This window comes from Glycomyces sp. YM15 (assembly GCF_016918015.1).
Taxonomy (GTDB): Bacteria; Actinomycetota; Actinomycetes; order Mycobacteriales; family Micromonosporaceae; genus Glycomyces.
In genome coordinates, this window is the sequence record NZ_JAERMK010000015.1 from 88628 (window position 1) to 115615 (window position 26988).

Here is a 26988-nt window from a genome sequence, read left to right on the forward strand (position 1 = left end):
CAGGTGTGGGCCCCTGGCCGCTCCGTCTGCCTTAGACTCGCGGGGTGGCAGAGGGACGGCTGGAACGCAAGCGCAGGCTCCGCAGGAGGCGCCGTTTCGTGTTCTTCGCGATCCTCATCGTCATGGCCGGCGCGGGCCTGTACTTCGCGTTCGGCATCGGCGGCAGCGAGAAGCCGCAGGCCCTCGACGACGAGGAGCGGATCGCTCCGAACAGCGTCGCCGACGCCGTCTCGCCCGATGCGGTTCCGCCCTCGCCGCCGCTGTACTTCTCCGGCACCGGCACTTGGACGTACGCGGTACCAGTGAACGACGCGGTCGTCGGCGACGCCGGGACCCTCCTCAAGTACGACGTGGCCGTGGAGAACGGCCTCGAACTCGACGCCGCCGAGGTCGGCGCGTTCGTGAACGCGACCCTCGCCGACGCCCGATCCTGGACCGCCGGCGGCGCCTGGCGCTTCCAGCAGGTGCCCCAAGGCGGCGGCGCGGACTTCACGGTCTACCTCGCCAGCCCCGAGCAGCGCGCCTACCTGTGCGGCTCCCAGAACACGACGGTCTCGTGCCGCAACGGCGACAACGTCGTCATCAACTCGGCCCGTTGGATCACCGGCGTCGACCACTGGGACGGCACCATCGACACCTACCGCCAGTACGCCGTGAACCACGAAGTGGGCCACCGGCTCGGCCACGGCCACGAGGTCTGCCCCGAAGAGGGCGAGCCCTCCCCGGTGATGGCCCAGCAGACCTACCAGCTCGCGGGCTGCATCGGCAACGCCTGGCCGTTCCCCGACGGCTCGACCTACGTCTCTGGCCCGGCGGGCGATTACAACGGCCCCGACCTCCCGCCGGACGACTTCGTCGACCAGTAGCGTTCCACTATCCGGGAGCTCGCGTCCCATTCGCGTGAAGAACCGCACACCCGGCTTCCCGGTGGAATATCCAGCCCTTGGACATGCATTATTGAACATATGAGTTTGCCGCCGCTGGTCGAACCAGCCTCTGAGCTGTCGGTCGACGAGGTGCGCCGCTATTCGCGCCACCTCATCATCCCCGACGTCGCCATGGACGGTCAGAAACGACTCAAGAACGCCAAGGTGCTCTGTGTGGGCGCGGGCGGCCTCGGGTCCCCCGCCCTGATGTACCTGGCCGCGGCCGGGGTCGGCACGATCGGCATCGCCGAGTTCGACACCGTCGACGAGTCGAACCTGCAGCGCCAGATCATCCACGGCCAGTCCGACATCGGCCGCCCCAAGGCCGAGTCCGCCGCCGCCTCGATCCGCGAGATCAACCCGTACGTCGACGTCGTCATCCACAACACGGTGCTCGACAACGACAACGTGTTCGAGATCTTCGGGCAGTACGACCTCATCGTCGACGGCACCGACAACTTCGCCACCCGCTACATGGTCAACGACGCGGCCGTGCTGCTCGGCAAGCCGTACGTGTGGGGCTCGATCTACCGCTTCGACGGCCAGGCCTCGGTCTTCTGGGCCGACCAGGGCCCGTGCTACCGCTGCCTCTACCCCGAGCCCCCGCCTCCCGGCATGGTCCCCAGCTGCGCCGAGGGCGGCGTGCTCGGCGTCCTCTGCGCCTCGATCGGCTCGATCCAGGTCACCGAGGCCATCAAGCTCCTCACCGGCATCGGCGACCCGCTCGTCGGCTCGCTCATGGTCTACGACGCGCTCGAGATGACCTACCGCAAGATCAAGGTCCGCAAGGACCCCAACTGCGCGGTCTGCGGCCCCAACGCCACCGTCACCGAGCTCATCGACTACGAGGACTTCTGCGGTTCCGTGACCGACGAAGCGGCGGAGGCCGTCATCGGTTCGACGATCACCGCCCGTGAACTCGAGACGTGGATCAAGGAAGGCCGCGACATCGACCTCATCGACGTGCGCGAGCCCGCCGAGTACGAGATCGTGCGCATCCCCGGCTCGCGGCTGATCCCCAAGGGCGACATCGTCTCCGGTGCCGCGCTCGCCGATCTGCCCACCGAGAGGCAGGCCGTGTTCTACTGCAAGGCGGGCGTCCGCTCCGCCGAGGCGCTGGCCGCGGCGAAGGCCGCCGGCCTGAAGAACGCGGTCCACGTCCAGGGCGGCGTGCTCGGCTGGATCAACCAGGTCGATCCCAGCCTGCCCACCTACTAAGGGGTACAACGACATCGAAGGGCGTGCGGCTCAGGCCGCACGCCCTTCGCCGTACCCTCCATAGTGCGATTTGGTTGCCTCGGCCGGATATGAGATTTCGAACCCCTGGTGTTCAATGAATTCCCATGATGGGGCATTGACTCTCGCTTGACCGGTTCCGTACCCTCGCAAGGATGATCCGCATTAGCGAAGCCGTCTCCCGTCGCCTCAACCCCACCCGCCGCAACCTCCTCCGGATCGGCGTGCCCGCCGCGGCCGTCCTCGTCGGGGGCGGCGCGATAGCCACGGTGGCCGCGAACGCCTCGGAAGGCGGACTCGACTCGTTCTTCGGCCCGTCCCGCGAAGAACTCGAAGCCGACCTCAAGAGCCGGATCGACGAGTACCTCGCGGGCACCGGCACCGCCGTCGAAGCCTCCGTCGCCATCGAGCGCGGCGACATGCACCTCGACTACAACCCCGAGCAGACGCACATCACCGCCTCCATCGTCAAAGTCGAGATCCTCGCGATGGTCCAGCAGTACTGGGGTTCGGTCGACGCGATCCCGGAGGACCAGCGAGAGCAGTTGCAGCTCATGATCACCGAGTCCGACAACGGCTCGACGACCACTCTCTACAACTACCTCGGCGGCGCCGCGGCCCTCGAGGCCGCGCATGAGCGCTACGGCCTCCAGAACACCACCGTCGACGCCCAGGGCCGCTGGGGCGTCGGCTGGTCCAGCGCCCCGGACCAGCTCATCCTCACCGACCTCAACCTCTTCGAGGGCGTCCTCACCGGCGAGCAGGTCGACCTCGGCCGCGAACTCATGGGCGCCGTCATCGAAGAGCAGGCCTGGGGCATCTCGGCCGCCGCCACGGAAGGCGAGACCGTCTGGCTCAAGAACGGCTGGGACGTCGAGTCGCAGCTCGACGGGCTCTGGGTCGTCAACTCGATCGGCGTCCTCGGCGGCGACGGCGACGACCCGGTCAAGCTCGCCGTCCTCACCAGCGGTGCCGTCGACGACGTCGAGGGCATCCCGATCGTGGAGGAGATCGCCAGGATCGCCCGCGACGTCATCGAGAGCGAATAGCGAGACGCTCAGCGGCGCAGACGAAGTCACCGGGCGCCCGGCCGGAGCCGGGCGCCCGCGGTGCGTCCGGGACCCTCCAGACGTGAACGAGGGCACCGCCCTTCGCAAGACCCGAGACTGTTTCATACTCTTGCTCAATGACGCAGCACACCCCCGAACGCCGTCCCCCCATGCCCTCCCGCCGCACCGTCCTGCGCGCCGGCATCCCCGCCGCCGTGGCCCTCGCCGGAGGAACCGCCCTCTACGGCGCCACTGCCGCCTCCGCCGCCGGACCGACGGACGCCGAGCTCTCGACCGAACTCACCAACCGCGTCAAGACCTACCTGGCCACCACGGGAACGCAGACCGTCGCCTCAGTCGCGGTCTCGCGCAGCACCACTCGCCTCGTCACCGCCAACAAGACCCTGATCCACGACACCGCCTCCATCGTCAAGATGGAGATCCTCCTGATGCTGCTGGAGAAGTACAGCTCCGTGAGCGCGATCCCCGCCGACATCCGGGAGCACGCGCGCCAGATGATCATCTGGTCCAACAACGACTCCGCCACCAAGGTGTACAACCACCTCGGCGGCTGCAACGCGCTCAAGGCCGCCCACACCCGCTACGGCCTGCAGTACACGAAGGCCTCCTCCGACTGCCGCTGGGGCCTGACCACCACCAACGTCACCGACCAGCTGAAGATCATGGGTCAGCTGCTCTACAAGGGGCGGCTCACCCAGTCCGAGGTGGACCATGCGCGCTGGCTCATGGGCGGCGTCGCCTCCGTGCAGCGGTGGGGCGTCAGCGCCGCGCTGAAGACCGGCGAGAAGGTCTGGATCAAGAACGGTTGGGACTCCCGCTCCTCGCTCGGCGGCCTGTGGGTCGTCAACTCGTGCGGGATCATCACCAAGCCGGGCGCCGTCTCGATCCGGATGGCGATCCTGACCAGCAAGGCCCCCAACGAGTCCAAAGGCATCGCCATCGTCAAGGAGATCGCCAAGATCTCCCGCTCGGTCATCGACAAGGCCGTGCTCTAGGCATGGAAAAGCGGCCCGGACCGTAAGGCCCGGGCCGCTCTGCATCGTCGAGCACCGGCTGTGTTGGCCGCTACCGTCCCTTCGCTTCGCTCAGTACCGGCTGGTTGGCCGCTACCGTCCCTTCGCTTCGCTCAGTACCGGCTGGTTGGCCGCTACCGTCCCTTCGCTTCGCTCAGTACCGGTAGTGATCCGGCTTGTAGGGCCCTTCGACCGGCACGCCGATGTAGTCGGCCTGCTTCTTCGACAGGGTCGTCAGCTTGACGCCGAGCGCGTCGAGGTGCAGGCGGGCGACCTCCTCGTCGAGGTGCTTCGGCAGCGTGTAGACCCCGATCGGGTACTGGTCGAGCTTGGTGTGCAGCTCCATCTGGGCGAGCACCTGGTTCGTGAAACTGTTGCTCATCACGAAGCTCGGGTGCCCGGTCGCGTTGCCCAGGTTGAGGAGCCGGCCCTCGCTGAGCACGATGATCGAGTGCCCGTCGGCGAACTGCCACTCGTGCACCTGCGGCTTGACCTCGAGCTTCTTGATCCCCGGCTCGGCGGCGAGGCCGGCCATGTCGATCTCGTTGTCGAAGTGCCCGATGTTGCCCACGATCGCCTGGTGCTTCATCCGGCGCATGTGGTCGATCGTGATGATGTCGCGGTTGCCGGTGGTGGTGATGAAGATGTCGGCGTACTCGACCGCGTCCTCGATCGTCAGCACCTCGTAGCCGTCCATCGCCGCCTGCAGCGCGCAGATCGGGTCGACCTCGGTGACGAGGACGCGCGCGCCCTGGCCGCGCAGCGACTCCGCCGAGCCCTTGCCGACGTCGCCGTAGCCGCAGACCAGCGCGACCTTGCCGCCGATGAGCACGTCGGTGGCGCGGTTGATGCCGTCGACCAGCGAATGCCGCACGCCGTACTTGTTGTCGAACTTCGACTTGGTCACTGAGTCGTTCACGTTGATCGCCGGGAACGGCAGGCGGCCCTCGCGCTCGAGCTCGTAGAGCCGGTGCACGCCGGTGGTGGTCTCCTCGGTCACGCCCTTGATCGCGGCGGACTTGCGGGAGAAGCGCGTCGGGTCCTCCTTGAGCGAGCGGGCGAGGAGCGCCAGCACGACGCCCTCTTCTTCGCTCTCGGCGCCGGCGAGATCCGGCACGGACCCGTCGCCCTCGTACTTGGCGCCGTTGACCACGAGCATCGTGGCGTCGCCGCCGTCGTCGAGGATCAGGTTCGGCTCCGCATCGCCCCAGTCCAGGGCGCGCTCGGTGCACCACCAGTACTCCTCGAGGGTCTCGCCCTTCCATGCGAACACCGGGACGCCCTGCGGCGCTTCCGGAGTGCCGTTCGGGCCGACCGCGATCGCGGCGGCGGCGTGGTCCTGAGTGGAGAAGATGTTGCACGAGGCCCAGCGGACCTCGGCGCCCAGCGCCGTGAGGGTCTCGATGAGCACCGCGGTCTGAATCGTCATGTGTAGGGACCCGGTGATGCGGGCACCCTCCAGCGGGCGGGACGCACCGTAACGTTCGCGCAGGGCCATCAGGCCGGGCATCTCGTGTTCGGCAAGGCGGATCTCGTGGCGGCCGTAGTCGGCCAGCTTGAGGTCGGCGACCTTGTAGTCGTCGGCACGCAGCGTGTTCGTCATGGCAGAAATGCTACGCGCCGCGCCTCGAAGACCTGAACAACGCCACTGCTGGGGCAGCCTGGAGCACTGAGGCGGACGCCACGGAAAAAAATTTTCCGGCAACGCGTGTTTCGGCTTGACACTGCCGGGGCTGTGGGTAATATTGCAGATACACAGCGTCACGGAGATGCGGAGGGCCCACAGGGTCCGGAACCATCACCGAGGCGCCGGGGAATACCAAACCGGGGGGAGTGCCGGGCGGTCTGGGGTGGCCGCCCGGCACATTTTTGCGCACTGAACGCGATGCGTTTTCACTAAATCACTTGCGCCCCATCCCGTGATGCGGGACGGTACTGGGGCCATGAGTGACATTGAGATTCTCCCGATCGATCCCCTCGACACCGACCTCGTCGGGGCGTGGATCGCCATGCAGAACGCCGTCATCGAGCACGACCGGCCCGGTGACGCCCCCTACAGCCCCGCTCACCAGCGGCTCCGTCTGCTCCTCTATCCGTCGGCCATCGATGTCGAGCGCTACGCGGCCCGCGTCGACGGTTTGATCGTCGGCGCCTTCGAACTCGTCCTCTTCCTCAAGGACAACCAGCACCTGGCGAGCTTCGAGCTCGAGGTCCACCCCGACCACCGCCGCCATGGCATCGGCTCCCGCCTGCTCGAGTTCCTGGAGCAGCGCGTCGCCGAACGCGGCCGCGACACGCTCCTGTCCGGCGTCGCCGAGACCGTCGAGGACGCGCCGACCGTCGACCACGCGGGCCGCGAGTTCGCCAAGGCCCGCGGCTACGCCGCCGTCGACAACGAGATCCACCGCCGCAACGACCTCTTCGCCGTGAACGACGACGACCTCGCGAAGCGCTACGACGACGCGTGGGCCAAGGCCGCCGGGTACGAGCTCGTGCAGTGGGTCAACCACGCCCCCGAGGACATCGTCGAGGGCATCGCCGCCATGCGCGCCCGCATGTACACCGACCCGCCCATGGGCGAGGAGCTGGACATCCGGCCGGCCGTCTTCGACGTCGAGCGGGTCCGCGACGAGGAGCGCGTGCGCGCCGACCGCGGCGAACTCCAGCTCGCCGCCGCCGTCAGGCACGTCGAGTCCGGCGAGGTCGCCGGGATGACCGACATCCTCGTGAGCCCCGGCAGCGAACTCCATGCGGGCCAGAACGACACGATCGTCGACCCGGCCCACCGAGGCAAGCGGCTCGGGACGATCCTCAAGATCGCCAACCAGCGCCTGCTGCGCGAGTACCGGCCGAGGCTCCGGTACGTGCACACCTGGAACGCCGAGGTCAACAGCCACATGATCGCCATCAACGAGGCCGTCGGCTACCGCCGCTTCTGCCGCGACATCGACGTGCAGAAGAAGCTCTCCTAACACGCAGGAGTCCCCACGTCGTTCAACGGCAGAGCGCAGATGGCAAACCGGCCCGGACGTTGCACGTCCGGGCCGGTCTCTCGCTTTGCGGGCGTCACGCGCTGGCGATGAACAGCTCGCCCTCGCCGCTCGCAGTGATCGGGCCGGCCGTGCCCGCCGAGAACGCCGCGCGGCCGGGGTGCAGCGCGACCTCGCCCTGATCGTCGGCGACGGTGACGTTCCCGCCGGTGCTCAGGCAGATGCGCGGGCCGTCGATGTCGATCCGGATCGGCTCGCCCGTGAGCTCGACGCGCCGCAGCGCGAAGTCCTCGATGGGGACCGGCCACGAGCGCACCGGCCCGGCGTCCTCGATGAGCGCACGCGGCTCGTCGATCGCGTTGAAGTCCAAGACCCGCAGCAGTTCCGGCACGTCGACGCGCTTGTTCGTCAGGCCGCCGCGGAGCACGTTGTCGCTCGCGGCCATGATCTCCACGCCGAAGCCCTTGAGATACGCGTGCAGGTTCCCCGCGGGCATGTACACGCCCTCACCGGGCTGCAGCGTGATGTGGTTGAGCAGCAGGCTCACCAGGACGCCCGGGTCGTCGGGGTAGGTGCGGGCCAGGTTCACCAGGTCCGCCGCGTCTGCGGTCCCGAGTTCGGACGCCGCCTTCGCGGCGGCGTCGATGATGCCGCGGCATTCCTCGCGGCCGAGGCCGAGCAGGTCCGGTACGGCCCGGCGCAGGCCCGCCTTCGGGTCGCGCAGCGTGGCGCACAGCGTCTCGAGCTCGGAGAGGCCGAGCGCTTCGATGTCGGCGGCGGCCGCGAGCGGGTCGCGGAAGCCGCACATCGCGCGGAACTCGGTGAGGGCCACCAGGAGTTCGGGCTTGTGGTTGTCGTCGACGTAGTTGCGGTAGGCCATGTCGATGCCGATGCGCATCTCGCGCTGGTGGCCCGAGTTGGCCTGGCGCAGGTTCGGGTGCGCCTGGAGCGACAGCGGCTTCCCGGCGGCGAGCAGCTTCAGCAGGAACGGCAGTTTCGGGCCGAAGCGGTCGAGGACGCGCCGGCCGAGCATCTCGGCGGGCGCCGAGGCGATGGCGTCGTCCAGGGGACGGCCGTCGTGGAGGGTCGAGGGGGCGCTGTGGTGGGCGCCGAGCCATTCCTCGGCTTCGGGGAGGTCGGCGGGGACCTCCCGGCCCTGCAACTGGGCGATGTCGACTTGCGATCCCCACGCGTAGTTGCGGATGACACCGTAGAGCCCCTGCACCGCCGCTCCTCACTGTTCGGGTTGAAGGCCTCAACTCTAACGGTTCGGCCCGCGCGGCTCGCGGCCCCGGCCCGTCTGCGTCCAGGACGCGGAAGGCCGCGGACGGCGATCCCGTCCGCGGCCTTGAAAGCGTTGCCGTCCTTGCGATTCGGTTAATCCGATCCGAGGGTGGCGTCCTTCATCTCGGAGACGGCCGGGACGCGCATCGGGTCGAGGCCGTGGAGGAGCGCCAGGTACACCGACGCGAAGTCGGGGACGGCGATGAGCGAGGCGAGCCGCTCGAGCGCGCAGCCGCCTTCGGCGGGGATCACGTCGCAGCGGACGCCGCGGCGGGAGGCCAGGTCGGCGATGGCGTCGGCGCGGCGCACGTCCGGTTTGGGGCCGGTGTCGTCGCCGTCGAGGCCGTCGTCGCGCATGAGCACGATCCGCAGCCGGGTCAGCTCGTCGTCGGTGGGGTCGGCGAAGATGTCGGTCTGGCCCTCCGCGAGCGAGCCGAAGACGCCGTCGAGGAGGCCGACGCGGCCGCGCCCGACCTCGCCGAGCTCACCGGAGACCACCGGGTAGCGGGAGTTCGCGGCCAGCATGTCGCCGAAGCGGCGGGCGGCCACGCCGGCGAGCGGGCTCGAGCCCCACACCACGGGAATCGACCCGGCCAGGTTCATGGCGAGTTCCTTCGCCGGGTTGACGTACGCGTCGGCGTCGGGGCGGCAGCGTTCGGCGTCCTCGTCGAGCCGCCGGGCGGTCTCGGCGATGTCGGCCTCCACCAGGTTCACGAGCCCGAGTTCCCTGGCGGCCATGAGGACCGGGACGGTGAGCGCCCACAGGCTCAGGCGTGCGGGGGCGCGTCGGGGGACGGCCACGAACGAGGCGCGGGCGCGTTCGGCGAGGGCCTGCAGCTCCGAGTCCGGGGCGCCGATGGCGACCAGGCGCGCGCCTCGCCGAGCGGCGGCCTCGGCGGCGGCGAGCGCCTCCGGGCTGCGTCCCGAGGCCGAGACGGCGATGACGACGTCGGCCGCGCCGACCCAGCCGGGGACGCCGGCGGAGCGGTGCCCGAGGATCGGGACGGGGCAGCGGGGCCCGGCCACGGTCGCGAGGATGTCGCCGGTGCGCGCGGCGGTGCCGACGCCCGCGACGACGACCGCCCGGGGGCGGCCCTCCTCGGCGAGCGCGGTGAGTCCGGCGTCGGCGGCGAGTGCCGCGGACTCGCGGAGCTGCGGTCCGGCCGAGGCGAGCGCCCACAGGGCGCCGCCGGGCCGGATCGACTCGCTCAGGTCGCCTTCGATGCGTCGCTCGTCGGGGAGCCGATCGCCGGTGATCCCGGCGAGGCCGTCGTCCTCAAGACCCATGCTGTACTCCTCTTTGGCCGATGCGGCCTCGACGGTTCACTTCATTGCCGGGCTGTTCAAATCTACGGCTCGCAGGCGTCGCCGAGGGGGCAAACCTACGGCTCGCGAGCGACGCCCGGAAGGCCTCTGGGCGGTTCGCCGGCGTTGCCGCGCTGCCGAATCGCGGCCCGCGGACGTCGCCGCGGTGCGGCTACTCCGGGCCGTCGAGGAGCATCACGGGGATGCCGTCCTCGACCCGGAAGACCTTGGCGCACTCCGAGCAGGTGAGCGCGTTCGCCTCCCGGTCGTACGAGAGCGGGGCGTGGTGGGGCTCAGGGCAGCGCAGCAGTTCGAGGAGCACTGGCTTGGGCGCGGTGGCGGGCATGGGCTAGTTCCTTACGGTGCGGAGGATGTCGTCCCGCAGCAGCTCCATGGACGCCTGGTCGGGGCCCTCGGCGTTGAGGCGCAGCAGCGGTTCGGTGTTGGACGGGCGCAGGTTGGCCCACGAGCCGTCTTCGAGCGTGATCGTGAGGCCGTCGAGGCGGTCGGTCGTGACCCCCTGGCGGGCAGCGTACTGCGCGGCGACCTCTTCGATCTTCGCGTGCGGGTCGTCGACCTTCGAGTTGATCTCGCCGGAGGGCACGTAGCGCACGAACGCCTCGGAGAGCTCCTTGGCGGTGCGCTCGCTCTCGCCGACCGCGGCCAATACGTGCATCGCGGCGAGCATTCCGGTGTCGGCGAACCAGAAGTCGCGGAAGTAGTAGTGCCCGGAGTGCTCGCCGCCGAAGACCGCGTCCTCCTCGGCCATGACGGCCTTGATGTAGGAGTGGCCGACGCGGGTGCGCAGCGGGCGGCCGCCGTGCTCGGCGATGATCTCGGGGACGGCCTTCGAGGTGATCAGGTTGTGGCACACCGCGGAACCCGGGTGCTTGGCGAGTTCGCGGGTGGCGATGAGCGCGGTGATCGCGGAGGGGGTGACGGGCTCGCCGTCGGCGTCCACGACGAAGCAGCGGTCCGCGTCGCCGTCGAAGGCCAGGCCGAGGTCGGCACCGACCTCCCTGACGCGGGCCTGGAGGTCGACGATGTTCGCCGGCTCCAGCGGGTTCGCCTCGTGGTTGGGGAAGGTGCCGTCGAGTTCGAAGTAGAGCTCGTCGATCTCCAGCGGCAGTCCGGGCAGGAGCTGGTCGCCGAGAACCGCGGGGACGGTGTGGCCGCCCATGCCGTTGCCCGCGTCGACCACGATCTTCAGCGGGCGGATCGCGGAGAGGTCCACGAGTTCGCGCATGTACGCGGCGTAGGAGGCGAGGAAGTCCTCGCTCGTGGACGTCCCCGGAGTGTCGGCTTCGGGTGCCGGTTCGCCGTCGAGGATCGCCTGGGCCTTGTCGCGGATGTCGGCCAGACCGGTGTCGAGGCCGATCGGGCGGGCCGCGGGCAGGCACATCTTCAGGCCGTTGTACTCGGCCGGGTTGTGGCTGGCGGTGAACATCGCGCCGGCGACGTTCCGCCGGCCGGCGATGAAGTAGAGCATGTCGGTCGAGCAGAGCCCGGCCTCGATGACGTTCGCGCCCGCCCGGGTCGCGCCGCGCGCGAAGGCGGCGGCGAAGCCGGGGCCCGAGTCGCGCATGTCGTGCCCGACCGCCCAGGTCTGCTCACCGGTGACGGCCACTGCCGCCGCGCCGATGGCCTCCATGACCTCGGGGGTGAGTTGCGAACCGACGAGTCCGCGCACGTCGTAGGCCTTCACGAAATCGCTGAGTTCAGGAGCCACTCAGTTGCCGCCTTTCCGGTGTTGCGGGTCCGGTCGGGGTCCGTCTGGCACTCTCGGCGACGCTCGCGAGCCGTGAATCAGCATCCTCGGCGACGCTTGCGAGCCGTACATTAGCACCGTTGCTAGAGGCCGCCCCGTGACGAGACTAGCGCTGTAGGTCCTCGTCGCCGGACACCACCCGGAGGTGACGCCGGGCACCGATCTGGGGCGCGGCGGGGCGGAGCCCTTGGCGCGGAGACGCATCGGACTCGTCGTAGCGGCCCCCCGCCATCGGGGGCGCCTCGGGCGGGTCGAGCTCGGGCCTTTCACCCACGGCGGCCTCCCGCACGGCGTTGGCCAAAGCGACCAGGTCGTCGTCGGTGGGCATGGGCACCGCGTAATCGCCTTGATGGCGGACCAGTTCCCAACCATGGGGCACGGTGAGGCGCCGGGCGTGCGCATCACACAGGTCATAGCTGTGGGGTTCCCGCGTCGTCGAGAGCGGGCCGACCACAGCCGTCGAATCCGAGTAGATATATGTCAAAGTGGCCACCGCAGGCTGGCGGCAGCCGTTCCGGGAGCAACGCCGATCCGACCTCACCCCACGAAACTACCACTCGCGGTGGCGAAGTCAGCGGCGCTGAACTGTGGTCCCATGCGGAATTGTCCGGATCGCGATCGTGGGGACCGAATTCGTCGGGCGCGAACGCTATGGTTTCCCCATGCGCAGAGATCGACACGGACGGGGGATGCGGGGGCCGCTGGCGCCTCGCGCCCTGCCTCTGCGGCGCACTCCCGTCGAGCAGTTCGACGCGCTGGTGATGGATTCGGTGGTCGAGATCGAGCGCCGTCTCGCGGAGTCCCTGGGCTCGAAGTTCACCGATCTTCGGCACATCGAGTTCGCCGTCGACGAAGTGCCGCCGGAATCCCAGAACTACGACGCCGACATCGTGGAGGACCGCGGAGTGCCGCTCTCGAAGCTGTACCCGGCCCAGCCGGGCACGGTCGCGGCCTCGCCGCGGATCGTCCTGTACCGCAGGCCGATCGAGCTGCGGGCCGAGGGCAAGGCGGAGATGGAGGGGCTGGTGCGGTCGGTGCTCGCCGAGCAACTCGCGTCCCTGCTGAACCTCCCGCCCGAGGACCTGGAGTACTGAGGCGGGGACGGCGCAGGGGCGGGATTTCGATATCCCGCCCCCGCCGCTCGCTCGCAGGGATGCACTCGTCTACGCGGCGACCGGAATGCGCTCCTGCACCACCGGCTCCTCCGCGAGTTCGCCGAGCGGAGCGGGCAGGCGGGCGCCGACCAGCTCCTCCAGCAGGCCCACTTGGCCGCCGATGCCGCCTCCGACCAGGACGGGTTCGACGTGGCGCTGCTCCGCCGCGAAGACGACCTCTGAAGTCAGCGCGGGGTTGATCATCGGGCTCGGGAAACACACCACCACCGGCAGGCGCTCCGTGCGCCGCCGTGCCGCCTCGCGCGCCTGGCGCTTGATCTTGCGGCGCTCCCGTTCGGAGAGCCCGCCCCAGATGCCGAAGCGCTCATCGTGGTCGAGTGCGTACTGCAGACAGTTCTCTTTGACCTCGCACCTCGCGCAGATGCGTTTCGCATCCCGCGTGGAGCCCCCTTTTTCGGGGAAGAACGCCTCCGGATCGGTCTGCGCGCACAATGCGCGAGCCTGCCACTCCGGAACGTTACCCAACAGGTCGGCCAAGTAGTCACGGCCGTCCATATACGTCCGCCTCCTCGTTCGCGCACCGGCAGAACCGGTGCTCCCCCCTTGCAATCACTTGCGCTGCACCGGGATGCGGATGGCGGGCTGGACGCGTCCCCTCCCCTGAAACGCGTACGGCCCTACTGCGGGCGAGCCGGTCGTCCGCTGATGCCTGTCCTACATGGTTGTGCCTCTAAAGAAGCCCGGTGCCCGCGGGCGGCCTGTAGATGGGGCCGCACCGCCATTACTCGTCGCTATGGACGATGAGTGCTCATCGCTATTCGGTCACGGTTCGATATCAGACGATAGCGCACAGTGAACTGAATGATGGAAGGACCCCTCAGACTCACGCTTGTGGGGGACTTAACTTGACAGGTTCGGGAGTGGAGGATCGCTCGCGAGTTCCGTTCCATCGCATGAAGACGAGGCCGATGCCGGCCAGTGTCAACCACACCGTGTCGAGCAGGAGTCGCTCCACGGCGGCGCGGGTGTCGATGAAGACCTGTCCTTCCTCAGCCAATTGCCTGGCATCGTCGAATCCGTACCGTGCTGCCGACAGCGCCAGCAGTACACCGATAACGAGGTAGGCGACACAAACGAGACGGGTAAGGCGGACTGTCACCCGTCCGGGTCGCGTGTCGGGTGCCAGGAACGCCGCAAGCGCAGGCAGGGCGACCGGGAGGATCGAGAAGAGCGTGCCCCGGGCCTCGTCGGTGAAGGCGATCCCCGCGGCGCGGCGGAGCGTGTCGTCGCGCGGGTCGAGACCGAATCCGAACAGCCACTGGGACAAGGCGACCGCGATGACCGTGATCGCGAGGGCGAGCAGCAGGCCCGCGAGGACCGACCGTTGACGAGACCCGAGCTTCATGGCCGCAATTACACCAGATCGGTTCGATCGGCCTGCTTGAGTTCCTCGACCAGGCCCTTGACCTCCTGGGCCCTGTCCCTGGGGCACACCAGGAGGGCGTCCGGAGTGTCGACGATGATGAGGTCGTCCACGCCGACGGTGGCCACGAGCCGTCCGGCGGCCGGGACGACCACGTTCCGCTTCGACTCGGTCAGCAGCGTCTCGCCGGAGCCGCGCGGCTCGACGATCACGTTGCCCACCTTGTCGTTGGCCTTGAGCACCTGGCCGAGGGTGTTGTAGTCGCCCACGTCGTGCCACTCGAAGTCGCCGGGGACGACCCCGACCTTGCCCGCGGCCGCGGCGGGCTCCATGACGGCGTAGTCGATCGAGATCTTCTCGAGGGTCGGCCACAGCTGCGCGAACAGGGCCTCGCGGCGGTTGGAGTCCCAGGCCGCGGCGAGGGTGCGCACCGCGTCGTGCAGGGCCGGGCGGTGGCGCTTGAGTTCGGCGAGATAGGCGTCGACGCGCCAGACGAACATGCCGGCGTTCCACAGGTAGTTCCCGGCCGAGACGTACTCGACCGCCGAGACCTGGTCGGGCTTCTCGACGAACGCGCCGAGCTGGTAGCCGGGGCCGACCGGCGGTCCGAGCCGCAGGTAGCCGAAGCCGGTGTCAGGGCCCGTGGGGGTGATGCCGATCGTCATGAGCAGGCCCGTAGAGGCCAGCTCCATGGCCTTCTGGACGGTCTTGGCGAAAGCCTCGCCGTCCAGCACCAGGTGGTCGGCGGCGAAGGAGCCCATGATCGCGGTCGGCTCGCGCTCGGCGATGACCGCCGCGGCGAGGCTGATCGCGGCCGCGGAGTCGCGGGGCGAGGGCTCGACGAGGATGTTGTCGCCGGGGATCTCGGGCAACTGGCGGGCCACGTCGACGGCATGCGCCGCGCCCGTGACGACATAGACGTGGTCGGGCTCGGACAGCAGCCGGACCCGTTCGACCGTGGACTGCAGCAATGAGGAATCCGTGCCGGTCAACGGCAGCAGGAACTTGGGTCGTTGCGCGCGAGACAGGGGCCAGAGCCGAGTTCCGGATCCGCCTGCGGGGACCACCGCGTGAAGCATGCCAATAGTCTTGCATGCCGCTCCCACGTGCCCGTTCACCACCTGCGGCGGGCCCGTCGGGGTGACGCGGCGGTTGCGCTGGCGTGAAGAACGGGGCAACTCAAGTGCATCTCGAGGACTGATACCGGTTTCTATCCAGAGCGATCCCCGGGGCAGACTGGAGCCGATCGTGAACTTGAGGAGTAACGCATGTCCATCCGCTTCGACGAAGCCGCCCGCACCTGGCACCTCTCCGGGCCCGACCTCTCCTACGTCGTCGGTCTGCAGGGCGGCCTGCCCCGGCAGCTGCACTGGGGCCCCGCGGTCCCTGACGAGGCCATCGCCTCGCTCGCGGTCGAGTGGCGCGAGGCGTACTCGTGGGACGACCGGGTCCACACCGGCGCCGAACTCCTCGGCGAACTCGGGCCCCAGTTCGCGACCCCGTCCCTCCAGCTGCGGCACCCGGACGGTGCCAAGGGCTTCGCCTGGAACTACGCCGACCACACCGTTGAAGAGAGCGCTGCCGACGGCGACCACTTGGCGATCCGCTTCACCGACCGGGACCTGGCCCTCACCCTGCATTACCGGCTGTGGGACACCGGCGTGCTCGACCGCTGGGCCTCGCTGGAGGCCGCGTCGCCGGTCGAATTGTCCCGCTTCGACTCCGCCGCGTGGACCCTCCCGCACTGGGGCGACTACCGGCTCTCGCACCTGAGCGGCGAATGGGCCGCCGAATGGCAGCTGCGGCGCGTCCCGCTCCCCGTGGGCGAGACCGCGATCGGCTCGCGCCGCGGCGGCACCAGCCACCAGGCCAACCCCTGGGTCGCCGTCGACGACGGCACCGCCACCGAGACCGCCGGCACCGTCTACTCCACGAACCTCGCGTGGTCGGGCTCGTGGCGGGTCCTGCTGCGCCGGTCCGCCCAAGGGCGCGTGTCCATCACCGGCGGCGCCGGACACGAAGGCCTGCGCTGGACCCTCCGCGAAGGCGAGACCTGGACGACCCCCGTCTACTCCGGGCTGTTCACCGCCGAAGGCTTCGGTGGGGCCTCCCGCGCCTGGCACGAGCACCTGCGCCGCCACGTCATGCCCACCCCCGAAGAAGACGCGCCGGTCCTGTTCAACTCCTGGGAGGCCGTGTTCTTCGACGTCGCCGAGGAGAAGCAGCTGCCGCTCGTGAAGCTCGCCGCGCGCATCGGCTGCGAGCAGTTCGTCGTCGACGACGGCTGGTTCGGCAAGCGCGTCAACGACAATGCCGGGCTCGGGGACTGGTGGCCCAACCCCGACCGGTTCCCCGAAGGCCTCGGGCCCCTGATCGACGCCGTGCACGAGACCGGCATGAAGTTCGGCATCTGGGTCGAACCCGAGATGGTCAACCCCGACTCCGACCTCTACCGCGCCCACCCCGACTGGGTCCTCCACCAGGCCGGGCGCGACCGCACCGAACGGCGCCAGCAGCTCGTCCTCGACTACGGCCGTCCCGAGGTCGCCGCGTGGGCCTTCGCCTGGCTCGACGAACTGCTGAGCGGCAACGACATCGACTACGTCAAATGGGACCACAACCGGCCCTGGACCGAGGTCGGCCGACCCGACTCGGCCGACCCCGACCGGGCCTGGTTCGAGCACGTCGAAGCCGTCTACTCGATCAAGGAACGTCTGCGCGCCAAGCACCCGAACGTGCGCATCGAGGGCTGCGCGGGCGGCGGCGGCCGCGTCGACCCCGGGATGCTCCGCTACGTCGACCAGGTGTGGACCTCGGACAACACCGACGCGGGCGACCGCGTCAACATCCAGTACGGCTTCGGCCAGGCCTACCCGGCGCGCGCCATGGACACGTGGATCACCGACGAGCCCAGCGGGTTCAATCAGCGCACCACTTCGCTGCGGTTCCGCTTCCATGTCGCCAGCGCGGGCGTGCTCGCGGTCGGCGGCAGCCTGACAGAGTGGTCGGAGGCCGAGCTGGAGGAGGCCGCTGAGCACGTGGCGCACTACAAGCGGCTGCGCCCGGTCGTGCAGCACGGCGTGCATTACCGGCTCGGCGACCCGGAGACCTCGCCGCTCACCGGCGTGCAGTACGTGCGCGGCGACCAGATCGCGGTGCTGGCGTTCAAGACCCCCTGGCACTGCAACCGACCGGTCGCGCCGCTGCGCCCCGAGGGGATCGCGGCGGACTCCCGCTGGTTGGACGAGGACACCGGCGATGTCCATTGGGGAGCGACACTGAATGTGCTCGGTCTTCCACTGCGTTGGGCGAACGCGGATTGGGACTCGGCCATTCTGCGGCTGCGCAGAGTCGAGTAGCGACTCCATCGAGTTATTGCCATTTGGACGCACACCGTAGGTGATTGTCCTAGTCCGATCGGTTGAAGTGAGCAGTATCTCGGGAATGGGCGAGCTGTGCACCCGGTGCCGATTTGCACCATTGACTTAGGCTCCACGCTGTTCCGCCCGAACAAACCGATCGATCGACATCAATAGGAGTTACCCCGTGGCTTACCAGCCCGCCCCGGCCCCCATGCAGCAGCCCGCCCCCGTCAAGCAGGGCAACGGCTTCGGCGTCACCGCGCTCGTCCTCGGCATCATCGCGATCGCCGGCTTCTGGATCCCGCTCCTCAACGTCGGGAGCATCATCATCGGCGTCATCGCGCTGATCTTCGCCATCATCGCCCTCGCCAAGGCCGGCTCGCGCGGCGGCAAGGGCAAGGGCACCGGCGGCACCGGCCTGGTCCTCGCCGTGCTCGCGATCGCCGGCTCGATCATCTGGAACATCATCGTCGTCGACATGCTCAAGGACGGGGCTGACTCGATCAAGGAGGAATCGATCCAGGAGTGCGTCGAGACCGGCGAAGGCCTCCTGACCGAAGCGGACTGCGAGGCCGAGTGGGATCGCATCCAAGGCGAGCTCACCGAGTAGCTTTGAAACAGTAAGGGCCGCAACGCACTCCTTGGTTCTAGGAGTCGTCGCGGCCCTTACTCGTCGTCTCAGAACAGCCGCGGCTGGCTCTCGTCGACCGCGCCGCGAAGGTCGTCGTAGTCGAGGACGACGCAGCGGATACCGCGGTCCTCGGCGAGGACCCTGGCCTGGGGCTTGATGGCCTGGGCGGCGAAGACGCCGTCGACCGGGGCGAGGAGCGGGTCGCGGTTCAGCAGCTCGAGGTACCTGGTCAACTGCTCGACGCCGTCGATCTCCCCTCGCCGCTTGATCTCGACCGCGACGTGCTTCCCGTCGGAGTCGCGGCACATGAGGTCCACCGGCCCGATCGCGGTCGGGTACTCGCGGCGCACCAGCGACCAGCCCTTCCCGAGCGGCGCGGTGTCGGCGGCGAGCAGCTCCTGCAGGTGTGCCTCGACGCCGTCCTTCTGCAGCCCGGGGTCGACGCCGAGTTCATGACTCGAATCGTGGAAGACCTCTTCGATGGTGATCTTCAACTGGTCGCCGGTCTTCTTCGAGGTCACGGTCCACTCAGTGGCCCCCTCGACGACCGTGCACGGCGGCGTCATCCAGTTGAGCGGCTTGTACGACCCACCGTCGGCGTGCACCAGCACGCTCCCGTCCGCTTTCCATATGATCAGCCGGGTCGCCATGGGCAAATGGGCCGAAAGCCGCCCCGTGTAATCAACCTGGCACCGTGCCACCAACAAACGCATGGCAAGCACCCTACCCGTGACGGCCCGACGCACAGGAATGACGGGGTTGGACCAGTTGGCTGCTGGTTTGCTACTGCCCCGGGTCGCTGCGGGTGCGATGAAAGCGCCGGTGTCGGACCCTCGCTTTATCTTTCACGCACCTGCCCAACGCGGTTGTGCGCGTCGGGCCTGCAAGGGATCGGAGCTGACATGGGTTCATCGAGTTGGGACTACACCGTGAAGTGGGAGGGTTCGATCGAGGCGACCTTCGCGAAACTGCGCCGTGACACCTTCGAGGCCGGTGGTTTCTACTGGCCTTGGGTTGAGGGTGACCCTGAGAACGCGAAGCCGCGTTCACTCGCTGAATGGGACGGCTCGAAGTACGGCAACGACTATCCAGGGGCGCACTCGATCGTGGATATCCGCGAGGTCGTCTCGGGTGTCGAACTCGACGACTTGCTGCCCCAGCAGAGTCTGGCCCTCACCTCGGACGAATTGGTCGCGCTGTTCGGATCGGCGACGCCCACTATTGAGGATTGGGAGCGCGCCGGTGGAGAGAAGGCTGAGGAACTCTGGGAGTACGAGGCCGACAGGGACAGCGCCCGGCACCTCGTGCTCTGGGGAGAAGGCGGGCCCGAACAGGTCGTCTTCTGGGGGCACTCGGGGGACTGACGTCGTGCCTCGCCCAATACTACTGAGCGATCGAGCTCCAGGATCCCGCCAGCTGCTCGTCAGCGGGGGTCGGCGAGGTGGAGGTTGAAGCCGGTGGTTCCCGGGGTTTCCAAGCCGGGTGCGAGTTCTGAGGCGTCGGAGTGGGTGAGGCCGGTGTAGTCGCCGCCGGCTTCGGAGCGGTAGGGAATGGGGTCGGTCGTGAAGGCGGTGGCGAGGCGCCGGCGGAAGCGGTCGGTGATCTGGAGGTAGCGGTCTTCGCTGAGGTGGACGGCGCTGTGTTCGACGAAGGGCGGCAGGACGTCGAAGCCGGTGAAGTGGAGGAGGCCGTGGTTGAGCGGGAAGAGCAGGTCGTCGATGGGGCCGTTGACGCCTCGGGGCGTGTAGTGGCCGGCGCGGCTGCCGGTGAGGGTGGCGAGCATGGCGCGCTTGCCGGCGAGGGGTCCGTCGCCGTAGCGGGGGATCGTTGCGCCGTAAGCGAAGTTGTAGGTGAAGACGCGGTCGATCCATCCCTTGAGGATCGCGGGAACGGTGAACCACCAGAGCGGGAAGAGCAGGATGACGAGATCGGCGTCGAGCAGTTTCTGCTGTTCGGTGCGGATGTCGGAGGAGAGGCGGCCGGTTTCGTAGGCGGTGCCGGAGGCGTGCATGAAGTCCGGTCCGGTGACGCCGTCGAAGTCCGTGAAGTCGGCGGCCGACTGCCATTTCATGGCGTAGAGGTCGGAGACGACGACGTCGTGCCCGTCGGCGCGGAGGGAGCTCACGGCGAGGTCTTTCAGCGTGGCGGTCAACGAGTTCGCGTCGGGGTGCGCGTGGACGATCAGTGCTTTCATGCCGCCAAGCCTGGCCCGGATCGTTCGCGCGCACCAGAGTCCGGCTCGACCCCGGACGGGCGTTCCCCGGTCCGGTGGGGCCACCCTGACCGGGCTGCGGCCCCGCACGTCAGGAGGGTTTCCTCAGGAGGGCGGCGGATCGTTCGGGCGGTGAGCGGTTTGAGGGAATTGCAGGGCCGCAAGAGGATGCGGAACCTGTGACCGGCCCCACCCATTGAATCGGTTCGATTCGGCCCAATAGACTCACTCGCATGCCTCCCTCATCCCGAGCAGTCGCAGTGGGGGTCGACCTCGGGTCCTCGACCACGACCGTGTCGACCCGTCGCATCGATCAGAAGGCCGAGCCCGGGGAGGCGGCCTCGAGCGCGGCCCGCTTCGGGGCCGCCCGGGCAGATGACGCGGCCGTGCCCGGCCTTCCCGGCGATGAACCCGCGCTCATCGTGCTCGCCGTGCCCGCCACCTGGACTTCGACCCGCCGTCGGGCGCACGCCGAGGCGGCGGCGAACGCCGGGTTCGAACCGGCCTTCCTCGTCTCCGAGCCCGAAGCCGCCGCCCGGCAGTACGCCGAAGTCCAAGGGGGCGAGGCAGAGTCGCAAGCTCCCCTCGTGGTCTGCAACATCGGCGCGGGCTCGTGTCACATCGGCGTCGTGAGCCGCGAAAGCGACCACTACACGGTCGAAGCCGCCAAGAGCGCCGACGACATCGGCGGGCGCGAGTTCGACCGGCTCCTGCTCGAGCACCTCGCGGGTCGGCACCGCCCGGCCGACCCCGAGTTCTGGGCGCGCGCGGGGGATCCGGCCGAGACCGCGCTGCGCGCCGAGGTGCTCGACGAGGTCCGGCGCGCCCGGGAGTACCTGACCGACCACCCCTCCGTGGCCCTCTCGCTGCCCGGCCTCGCCCGTGACCTGCGTCTGACCAGGGAGGACGCCGATCAGTGCCTCACTCCCGCGATCTTGCGGACCGTCGGCCTCGTCGAGGAGGCGATGCGGGACTCAGGCGTCGAGACCGATCAGCTCGCAGGCGTGCTGCTGGTCGGCGGGGTGAGCCGGATGCCGCTGGTGGCCGCGGTCCTCGGCCATCATCTCGGTGTCGAGCCGCTGCGCCCCGACCTGCCGGATCTGGTGATCGCCGAGGGCGCGGCACTGGCCGGACTCGCCAGGATGCGAAGCGACGGCGGCGAACCGACCGAGGTTCCCGTGGGATTCACCCGGTTGCGCACGAGCCCGGACGTGATGGTGACGGTCATGGTGGTCGTCTTCGCGGTCGCCTCGCTCGTCGGTGTCGCGCTCCTCAACCGCGGCGGGCACGATGCCGACGAGATCGACGGCGGCCTCGGCCTCGCCCCCACGAGCGAGGTCGTGGGCGAGACGACCGTCGCCGAGGCCGAGCCCGCCCCGTCGGAAGCCGGGGACTCCGCCGAGCCGGCCGAGACCGAGCGGGAAGCGTCCACAGAGGCGGCTGTCGAGTCGACGGGCGGCGTCTCGCCCTCGCCTTCGAACTCCACGCCGGCCTCCAGCGCGACGCCGCTGGCCCCGCCCGCGTCCGATCAGGCGGAAACCGCCGCCGAAGTGCCCGATGTGGTCGGCTCGACGGTGGCCGACGCGAGGCGGATCCTCGCCGAGGCCGGTTTCACCAATATTGCGGCCCAAGGCGACCGACGCGACACCGAGAGCCCTTCATACGGCGATTGCGAGGTCACCGCCCAGTCGCCCAGCGGCGGGTCGCGGGCCGAGCAGGATACGACGGTCACCCTGCAGTACGTGTACGTCGGCACCGACTCCTGCTGAACGGCGAAGCGGCCCCCGCCCGGCTGGGAGGGGACCGCGGCGTCGGCGACGATCAGGAGCGGACGAAGTCCAGGAGCGCTTCGTTGACCTGCTCGGCATGAGTCCACAGGAGACCGTGTGGGGCGCCTGCGATCTCGACGTACTCGGCCTCGGGGAACGCCTTGTGGAAGCGGCGGCCCGTGGCGTCGATGGGGAGGATGTTGTCCTTGTCCCCGTGGAGGATCAGTGAGGGCTTGGCGGCGGCGCGGACGGCCGCGACGTCCTCTCGGAAGTCCTCGATCCAGGCGGGCACGACCGCGTAGGCGGCGACGGGCGCCGAGGTCGTGGCGGTGTTCCAGTTGGCGGTGACGACCTCCTGGCTGATGCGGGAGCCGAGGTTCTCGTCGAGGTTGTAGAAGTCGTTGTAGAACTGGGTGAACCACGCGTACCGGTCGGCCTTGGCGGTGGCGGCGATGCCGTCGAAGACCTCCTGCGGGACGCCCTCCGGGTTGTCCTCGCGCTGGACCAGGAACGGTTCGAGCGAGGCGAGGAAGGCGAGCTTGGCGACCCGGTCGTGGCCGTGGTTCTTGACGTAGCGGGCGAGTTCGCCGGTGCCCATCGAGAAGCCGACGAGGATGACGTCGCGCAGGTCGAGGGTCTCGAGGACCTGGTTCAGGTCCGCGGCGAAGGTGTCGTAGTCGTATCCGGCGCCGACCTTGCTCGACTGGCCGAAGCCGCGGCGGTCGTAGGTGATGACGCGGTACCCGGCCGCGAGGAGCTCGCGGGTCTGCCGCTCCCAGCTGTGCCCGTTGAGCGGGTAGCCGTGGATGAGGACGATCGGCTGCCCGCTGCCCTGGTCCTCGTAGTAGAGCTCGATGGGAGTGCTGTTCTCGGTCCCGACGGTGATGGTGCCCATGGCTGCGATCCTTTCGGTGCGGAGAACGATCGTTCTCCGCTGTTGTGGACTACGATAGAGAACGGTCGTTCTCAATGCAAGGAGTTCTTCTATGATCGACGACACAGTTGCTCGGACGCAGGTGGTGGAAGCCGCTGACCAGCTCTTCTACGCGCACGGTGTGCAAGCGGTGGGCATGGACGCGGTGCGCACCGCTGCCGGCGTCTCGCTCAAACGCATCTACTCCCTGTTCCCCTCCAAGGACGCGCTCGTCGCGGCCGTGCTCGAGCGCCGCCGCGCCCAGTGGAACGCCGGGATCGCCGCAAGCGCTGCCCGCGCCGCCACCGTGCGGGAGAAGATCCTGGCCGTCTTCGACTTCCTCGACGCCTGGTTCCGCGAAGCCGACTTCAACGGCTGCGCGTTCATCAACGCCTACGGCGAGCTCCACGACGGCAACCCCGACGTGACCCGCACCGTCCGCGAGCAGAAGGCCGCGTTCCAGCGGTACGTCGCCGACCTCGTGCGCGACGCCGGCGCGCCCGAACCGCTCGCCGCCCAGATCGCGATCCTCGCCGAAGGCGCCCAGACGACCGCCGCGATCGCGGGCACCCCCGAGGCCGCCGGCCAAGCCCGCGCCGCCGCCGAGGTGCTGATCGACGCCGCCCTGGCCTGACCGCCGAGCCGATGTGCGAGGCGGTGTCGTACTCGGTTCCTATGCTCTTCAACGTGACTGAAATTGATCCCTCGATCTCCGCGCCCGTCGACGAGGACCGCATCGACTTCCCCGACGAGTGGCACGAGTTCGCCATGGACCGGCGTGGACGCGGCACGCCGCGGCCGGTGACCATTGATCCCAATGCGCCGCAACGGGTGAAGGCGCTCTTCGCCGAACACGCCGAACTCCTGGACCGCCTCATCGACGGCCTCGACGTCCCCGCCTACGCGCCGCTGATCCGGGCCGGGATCGCCGGCGAGGCCGACCCGCTCGGCGCCGCCCTGGCCCTCGCGATGCTCGCCCAGGTGGCCCCGGGCTCCAGCAGGGAGGTCGAGAACCTCGGCAGGGACGCCTGGATCGGCACGCACGGCCTCACCTTCGCGTGCCGCGCCGCGGTCGAGATGCTCGGATACGAGGTGTACTACTGGAAGCGCAGCGGCGAGTACGGGCACGTGAGCATCGTGGCGCCCCACGCGCACCGGGTCGCGCTCATCAGTGAGCACCTGCACCGGATCGGACGACTGCGGTCCCTCCTTGCGGCCCTTCCTGAAGACGAGTACACGACCGTCCGTGACCCGGTCGCGGCGCACCGCACCTCCGACGCGAAGAAGTTCGGAGCAGCGATGCTCATGCCCGACCAGGAGGACTGGGCCCACGAAGCCCTCGATTTCCACAATGGATGGCGCGGGCGGCGGTACGGGAGCAAGGAACTGATCTGGACCATCGCCTCGACGCCCGAGCACGTCGAGCGTGCGGGCATCACCTCGATCGGCGTGTACGGGGATGTTGCCGAGCGGATCGCCCTGGTCGTCAATGCCCTCGGTGCCGACGCGTTCCCCGTCTTCGTGAACACCCTCGAAGGCGAGGACCGTCCGAGCACCGAAGTGCGCCAGCGCCTCTTCGACGCCATCAGCCGCCTGCCCTCCGAAGCGGCACTCGCCTACCTCCTCGGCGACCTGACGAACCCGCATGCCATGGCCGCAGCTGCGCAGGCCGCCCGCCGCTTCCCGGTCCGCACCCTGCGCACGATCCTCTCGCTCGCGCCGAACGCCCACGCCGCCGGCAGGGTCCGCCTCTCGGGGTTCGCTCGCGCGAACGGCCTCCTCGACGCCGCCGAAACCCTGAACGAGGCCGAGCGGGACCGCCTTACGGAGCTGCTGGGCCGCCGCCACCCCGTCGCCGAGACCCTCCCGGAGGTCTTCACCACGCCCCCTTGGGCTCCGTACGCGAAGCCCGCCTCCAAGCGGGCCGCCCTTGCTCTCACGCCCCCGGACGTCGACCAGATCCGCTGGGCCCCAGGTGAACAGGAGGAGTGGCGCGTACTCTCCGGCTACGCGGCCGACTACTGGTCCGACCCCTCCCGCTGGGGGCGGAGGACCGCCGAGGACCCGAGCGACTGGGCGTTCAACCACTTCATCGCCTACGCCTCCGACGACCGCACCCGGCCGCTGCTCCCGAAATGGGACGGCACTTCGGGATCCCTCACCATCGCAACCCTCAAACCGATCCTGGCCCGCTACGGCGACGAGGTCAAAGCGCATGTGATGGCGCTGCTCAAGCGCAAGACCTCGTTCCGCGATGCACTGCAGCCCCTCGTGAACCTCGACGCCGCACGGTTGGCCGCGGGCTGGCTCTCCCGCTCCCGCAACGAACGCGCCGCCGCCCAGTCCTGGTTCGACCGGCACTCCGGCGACGCCGCCGCGTTCCTGGTCCCCGACGCCGTGGGCAAGGACGCGAAGCTCCGCAAGGCCGCCATGGACGCACTGCGGTACCTCGACCGCTCCGTTGTGGACGAACATGCGGCGACGTACGGCGAAGAGGCCGCCGCGGCCGTCGCCGCGCTGCTCGACGCCGACCCGTTCGACCCCCAGCTGCCGCGCATCCCCAAGCCCGGCGCGTGGGCCGACCCGGCGATGCTCCCGCAGGTGCTGCTCGGGGACCGCGCGGAGGCCTTGCCGGACGCGGCCGTGCGCACGCTGATGACGGCACTGGCGATGGACGAGTCGGAGCGCCCGTACCCGGGCGTCGACGTGCTGGCCGGCGAGTGCGCCCCGGAGTCGCTCGCGGCGTTCTCCTGGGGCCTGTTCGAGCTGTGGCTCTCGGCGGGGTCCCCGTCGAAGGACGCGTGGGCGATGGACCAGTTGCAGCGCTTCGCCGACGACTACGCGGTGCGGCGCCTCACCGAGCGCATCCGCGAATGGCCGGGCCAGGGCCAGAACCGCAAGGCGGTGCGCGGCCTGGAGGTGCTGGGCGGGGTCGGCTCGGAGTCCGCTCTGCGGGCCGTGCACGGCATCGCGCAGAAGGCGAAGTTCAAGGCGCTCAAGAAGACCGCGAACGAGCAGATCGAGGTGATCGCCGAGCGGCTGGAGCTGACGCTCGACCAGCTGGGGGACCGGCTCGTGCCGGACTTCGGGCTGGCCGAGGAGTCGCTGGTGCTCGACTACGGGCCCCGCTCGTTCACGATCGAGTTCGACGAGGCATTGAAGCCGTACGTGCTCGACGAGCAGCGGAAGCGCAAGGCGAGCGCGCCGAAGCCGAACGCCAAGGACGACCCGGAGCTCGCGCAGCCGGCGTACGAGCGGTTCACGACGCTGCGCCGCGACCTCAAGGCCACGGCCGCCGAGCAGGTCAAGCGCCTCGAAGCGGCCATGGGCAGGCGCACGTGGTCGCGGGAGGAGTTCCAGGAGTTCCTGATCGACCACCCGCTCATGTGGCACCTCTCGAGCCGCCTGGTGTGGGAGGCCGGGGGCACGGCGTTCAGGCTCGCCGAGGACCGGACCCTCGCCGACGTCGAGGACGAGCCGTTCGAGCTGCCCGAGGACGCGGCGGTGCGACTGGCGCACCCGCTCACCCTCGGGGACGAGGTCGAGGCGTGGGCCTCGGTGTTCGCCGACTACGAGATCCTGCAGCCGTTCGACCAGTTGGCGCGGCCCGTGTTCGAACGGTCCGAAGAGGACCGCAAGAGCGGCCATGTGGCGCGGTTCGAGGGCGTGAAGGCCGGCGGCGGGCCGCTCATCGGGCTGCTCAACCGGGGCTGGAAGTTCGGCGGGCCGCAGGCCCGCGGCGGCGGCTACGGCCTGTACCGCGAGTTCCCCGAGGGGGGTTACGTGTTCCTCGACTCGACCCCCGGCGTCCACCCCGGCTACGGGTTCGACAACAGCGTCGAGCAGACCCTCGAGAACGTCGAACTGGTGCTGCCCGAAGGGGACGCGGTCAGCCCGGTGGCGGTCTCCGAGATCCTGCTCGTGGTGTCGCGGCTCAGCCGGTCCGCTTAGCGGGAGGTGTTCCCCGGGGC

General features: G+C 69.3%; 23 protein-coding genes and 1 pseudogene. 12 read left to right on the forward strand and 12 right to left on the reverse strand.

What is annotated here, in order from left to right:
- Positions 1–44 precede the first annotated feature (44 nt).
- From JHY01_RS17025 to JHY01_RS27400, 4 genes are all read left to right on the forward strand, one after another.
- Positions 45–866 (forward strand): DUF3152 domain-containing protein, encoded by an 822-nt coding sequence (locus tag JHY01_RS17025; protein ID WP_205326852.1) that lies wholly within the window; start codon positions 45–47, stop codon positions 864–866.
- Positions 867–965: 99 nt separating this feature from the next.
- Positions 966–2144, forward strand: coding sequence for an adenylyltransferase/sulfurtransferase MoeZ (gene moeZ / locus JHY01_RS17030; protein ID WP_205326853.1), 1179 nt, complete (start codon positions 966–968; stop codon positions 2142–2144).
- 173 nt (positions 2145–2317) lie between these two features.
- Positions 2318–3211 carry a serine hydrolase gene (locus JHY01_RS17035; RefSeq protein WP_205326854.1) on the forward strand — a complete coding sequence of 298 codons (894 nt, stop codon included), beginning with the start codon at positions 2318–2320 and terminating at the stop codon, positions 3209–3211.
- Between the two features lie 137 nt (positions 3212–3348).
- Positions 3349–4227, forward strand: a complete 879-nt coding sequence (locus JHY01_RS27400; RefSeq protein ID WP_275889807.1) for a hypothetical protein — start codon at positions 3349–3351, stop codon at positions 4225–4227.
- 172 nt (positions 4228–4399) lie between these two features.
- Here the strand turns inward: JHY01_RS27400 and ahcY are convergent, their stop codons facing one another.
- Positions 4400–5848 carry an adenosylhomocysteinase gene (gene ahcY, locus JHY01_RS17045; RefSeq protein ID WP_205326855.1) on the reverse strand — a complete coding sequence of 483 codons (1449 nt, stop codon included), beginning with the start codon at positions 5846–5848 and terminating at the stop codon, positions 4400–4402.
- Between the two features lie 340 nt (positions 5849–6188).
- Between ahcY and JHY01_RS17050 the strand changes: the two genes are divergently transcribed.
- A complete protein-coding gene (locus tag JHY01_RS17050; RefSeq protein WP_205326856.1) occupies positions 6189–7217 on the forward strand; it encodes a GNAT family N-acetyltransferase in 1029 nt (342 codons plus the stop codon).
- A 94-nt stretch (positions 7218–7311) separates the two neighbouring features.
- Here JHY01_RS17050 and manA read toward each other — a convergent pair whose 3' ends face one another.
- From manA to JHY01_RS17075, 5 genes are all read right to left on the reverse strand, one after another.
- Positions 7312–8460, reverse strand: coding sequence for a mannose-6-phosphate isomerase, class I (gene manA, locus JHY01_RS17055; RefSeq protein ID WP_205326857.1), 1149 nt, complete (start codon positions 8458–8460; stop codon positions 7312–7314).
- 152 nt (positions 8461–8612) lie between these two features.
- Complete coding sequence (locus JHY01_RS17060) at positions 8613–9806, reverse strand: SIS domain-containing protein (protein ID WP_205326858.1); 1194 nt, start codon at positions 9804–9806, stop codon at positions 8613–8615.
- 190 nt (positions 9807–9996) lie between these two features.
- Positions 9997–10170, reverse strand: a complete 174-nt coding sequence (locus tag JHY01_RS17065) for a Trm112 family protein (RefSeq protein ID WP_205326859.1) — start codon at positions 10168–10170, stop codon at positions 9997–9999.
- Between the two features lie 3 nt (positions 10171–10173).
- On the reverse strand, positions 10174–11553 hold the full coding sequence (locus JHY01_RS17070; protein WP_205326860.1) for a phosphomannomutase/phosphoglucomutase: 1380 nt from the start codon (positions 11551–11553) through the stop codon (positions 10174–10176).
- Between the two features lie 145 nt (positions 11554–11698).
- Entirely contained in the window at positions 11699–12133 is a 435-nt protein-coding gene (locus tag JHY01_RS17075) for a DUF3499 domain-containing protein (RefSeq protein ID WP_205326861.1), read from the reverse strand.
- A gap of 121 nt (positions 12134–12254) precedes the next feature.
- On the opposite strand from JHY01_RS17075, the gene JHY01_RS17080 reads away from it, so the two are divergent.
- Positions 12255–12686 (forward strand): metallopeptidase family protein, encoded by a 432-nt coding sequence (locus tag JHY01_RS17080; protein ID WP_205326862.1) that lies wholly within the window; start codon positions 12255–12257, stop codon positions 12684–12686.
- 324 nt (positions 12687–13010) lie between these two features.
- On the opposite strand, the pseudogene JHY01_RS27800 reads toward JHY01_RS17080, so the two are convergent.
- The 3 genes and pseudogenes from JHY01_RS27800 to JHY01_RS17095 all read right to left on the reverse strand — a co-directional run.
- Positions 13011–13262: pseudogene (locus JHY01_RS27800) on the reverse strand (WhiB family transcriptional regulator); the annotation flags it as partial.
- Positions 13263–13590: 328 nt separating this feature from the next.
- Positions 13591–14112, reverse strand: a complete 522-nt coding sequence (locus JHY01_RS17090) for a hypothetical protein (protein ID WP_205326863.1) — start codon at positions 14110–14112, stop codon at positions 13591–13593.
- 8 nt (positions 14113–14120) lie between these two features.
- A complete protein-coding gene (locus tag JHY01_RS17095) occupies positions 14121–15209 on the reverse strand; it encodes a mannose-1-phosphate guanylyltransferase (protein ID WP_205326864.1) in 1089 nt (362 codons plus the stop codon).
- A 189-nt stretch (positions 15210–15398) separates the two neighbouring features.
- On the opposite strand from JHY01_RS17095, the gene JHY01_RS17100 reads away from it, so the two are divergent.
- The gene (locus JHY01_RS17100; protein WP_205326865.1) at positions 15399–17489 is read left to right on the forward strand and encodes an alpha-galactosidase; all 2091 of its coding nucleotides are present in this window, start codon (positions 15399–15401) and stop codon (positions 17487–17489) included.
- A 187-nt stretch (positions 17490–17676) separates the two neighbouring features.
- Positions 17677–18102 carry a hypothetical protein gene (locus JHY01_RS17105; protein WP_205326866.1) on the forward strand — a complete coding sequence of 142 codons (426 nt, stop codon included), beginning with the start codon at positions 17677–17679 and terminating at the stop codon, positions 18100–18102.
- Positions 18103–18170: 68 nt separating this feature from the next.
- On the opposite strand, the gene nucS is transcribed toward JHY01_RS17105, so the two are convergent.
- Positions 18171–18836, reverse strand: a complete 666-nt coding sequence (nucS, locus tag JHY01_RS17110; RefSeq protein ID WP_205326867.1) for an endonuclease NucS — start codon at positions 18834–18836, stop codon at positions 18171–18173.
- Between the two features lie 189 nt (positions 18837–19025).
- Between nucS and JHY01_RS17115 the strand changes: the two genes are divergently transcribed.
- Positions 19026–19487 (forward strand): hypothetical protein, encoded by a 462-nt coding sequence (locus tag JHY01_RS17115; RefSeq protein WP_205326868.1) that lies wholly within the window; start codon positions 19026–19028, stop codon positions 19485–19487.
- 59 nt (positions 19488–19546) lie between these two features.
- On the opposite strand, the gene JHY01_RS17120 is transcribed toward JHY01_RS17115, so the two are convergent.
- A complete protein-coding gene (locus tag JHY01_RS17120) occupies positions 19547–20317 on the reverse strand; it encodes an NAD(P)H-dependent oxidoreductase (protein WP_205326869.1) in 771 nt (256 codons plus the stop codon).
- Between the two features lie 251 nt (positions 20318–20568).
- Here JHY01_RS17120 and JHY01_RS17125 point away from each other — a divergent pair, with 251 nt between their 5' ends.
- A complete protein-coding gene (locus tag JHY01_RS17125; RefSeq protein ID WP_205326870.1) occupies positions 20569–22104 on the forward strand; it encodes an Hsp70 family protein in 1536 nt (511 codons plus the stop codon).
- Between the two features lie 52 nt (positions 22105–22156).
- On the opposite strand, the gene JHY01_RS17130 is transcribed toward JHY01_RS17125, so the two are convergent.
- Positions 22157–22999 (reverse strand): alpha/beta fold hydrolase, encoded by an 843-nt coding sequence (locus JHY01_RS17130; RefSeq protein ID WP_205326871.1) that lies wholly within the window; start codon positions 22997–22999, stop codon positions 22157–22159.
- 91 nt (positions 23000–23090) lie between these two features.
- On the opposite strand from JHY01_RS17130, the gene JHY01_RS17135 reads away from it, so the two are divergent.
- Together JHY01_RS17135 and JHY01_RS27805 are read left to right on the forward strand one after the other, a co-directional pair.
- Entirely contained in the window at positions 23091–23651 is a 561-nt protein-coding gene (locus JHY01_RS17135) for a TetR/AcrR family transcriptional regulator (RefSeq protein ID WP_205326872.1), read from the forward strand.
- A 53-nt stretch (positions 23652–23704) separates the two neighbouring features.
- On the forward strand, positions 23705–26968 hold the full coding sequence (locus tag JHY01_RS27805) for a DUF4132 domain-containing protein (protein ID WP_205326873.1): 3264 nt from the start codon (positions 23705–23707) through the stop codon (positions 26966–26968).
- Positions 26969–26988 lie beyond the last annotated feature (20 nt).

Excerpts from the sequence above, each read along its gene's own strand:
- moeZ (WP_205326853.1), top strand. The coding sequence starts at position 966 with ATGAGTTTGCCGCCGCTGGTCGAACCAGCCTCTGAGCTGTCGGTCGAC.
- JHY01_RS17035 (WP_205326854.1), top strand. The coding sequence starts at position 2,318 with ATGATCCGCATTAGCGAAGCCGTCTCCCGTCGCCTCAACCCCACCCGC.
- JHY01_RS27400 (WP_275889807.1), top strand. The coding sequence starts at position 3,349 with ATGACGCAGCACACCCCCGAACGCCGTCCCCCCATGCCCTCCCGCCGC.
- ahcY (WP_205326855.1), bottom strand. The coding sequence starts at position 5,848 with ATGACGAACACGCTGCGTGCCGACGACTACAAGGTCGCCGACCTCAAG.
- JHY01_RS17050 (WP_205326856.1), top strand. The coding sequence starts at position 6,189 with ATGAGTGACATTGAGATTCTCCCGATCGATCCCCTCGACACCGACCTC.
- JHY01_RS17060 (WP_205326858.1), bottom strand. The coding sequence starts at position 9,806 with ATGGGTCTTGAGGACGACGGCCTCGCCGGGATCACCGGCGATCGGCTC.
- JHY01_RS17065 (WP_205326859.1), bottom strand. The coding sequence starts at position 10,170 with ATGCCCGCCACCGCGCCCAAGCCAGTGCTCCTCGAACTGCTGCGCTGC.
- JHY01_RS17080 (WP_205326862.1), top strand. The coding sequence starts at position 12,255 with ATGCGCAGAGATCGACACGGACGGGGGATGCGGGGGCCGCTGGCGCCT.
- JHY01_RS17090 (WP_205326863.1), bottom strand. The coding sequence starts at position 14,112 with ATGAAGCTCGGGTCTCGTCAACGGTCGGTCCTCGCGGGCCTGCTGCTC.
- JHY01_RS17095 (WP_205326864.1), bottom strand. The coding sequence starts at position 15,209 with ATGCTTCACGCGGTGGTCCCCGCAGGCGGATCCGGAACTCGGCTCTGG.
- JHY01_RS17100 (WP_205326865.1), top strand. The coding sequence starts at position 15,399 with ATGTCCATCCGCTTCGACGAAGCCGCCCGCACCTGGCACCTCTCCGGG.
- nucS (WP_205326867.1), bottom strand. The coding sequence starts at position 18,836 with ATGCGTTTGTTGGTGGCACGGTGCCAGGTTGATTACACGGGGCGGCTT.
- JHY01_RS17115 (WP_205326868.1), top strand. The coding sequence starts at position 19,026 with ATGGGTTCATCGAGTTGGGACTACACCGTGAAGTGGGAGGGTTCGATC.
- JHY01_RS17120 (WP_205326869.1), bottom strand. The coding sequence starts at position 20,317 with ATGAAAGCACTGATCGTCCACGCGCACCCCGACGCGAACTCGTTGACC.
- JHY01_RS17125 (WP_205326870.1), top strand. The coding sequence starts at position 20,569 with ATGCCTCCCTCATCCCGAGCAGTCGCAGTGGGGGTCGACCTCGGGTCC.
- JHY01_RS17130 (WP_205326871.1), bottom strand. The coding sequence starts at position 22,999 with ATGGGCACCATCACCGTCGGGACCGAGAACAGCACTCCCATCGAGCTC.
- JHY01_RS17135 (WP_205326872.1), top strand. The coding sequence starts at position 23,091 with ATGATCGACGACACAGTTGCTCGGACGCAGGTGGTGGAAGCCGCTGAC.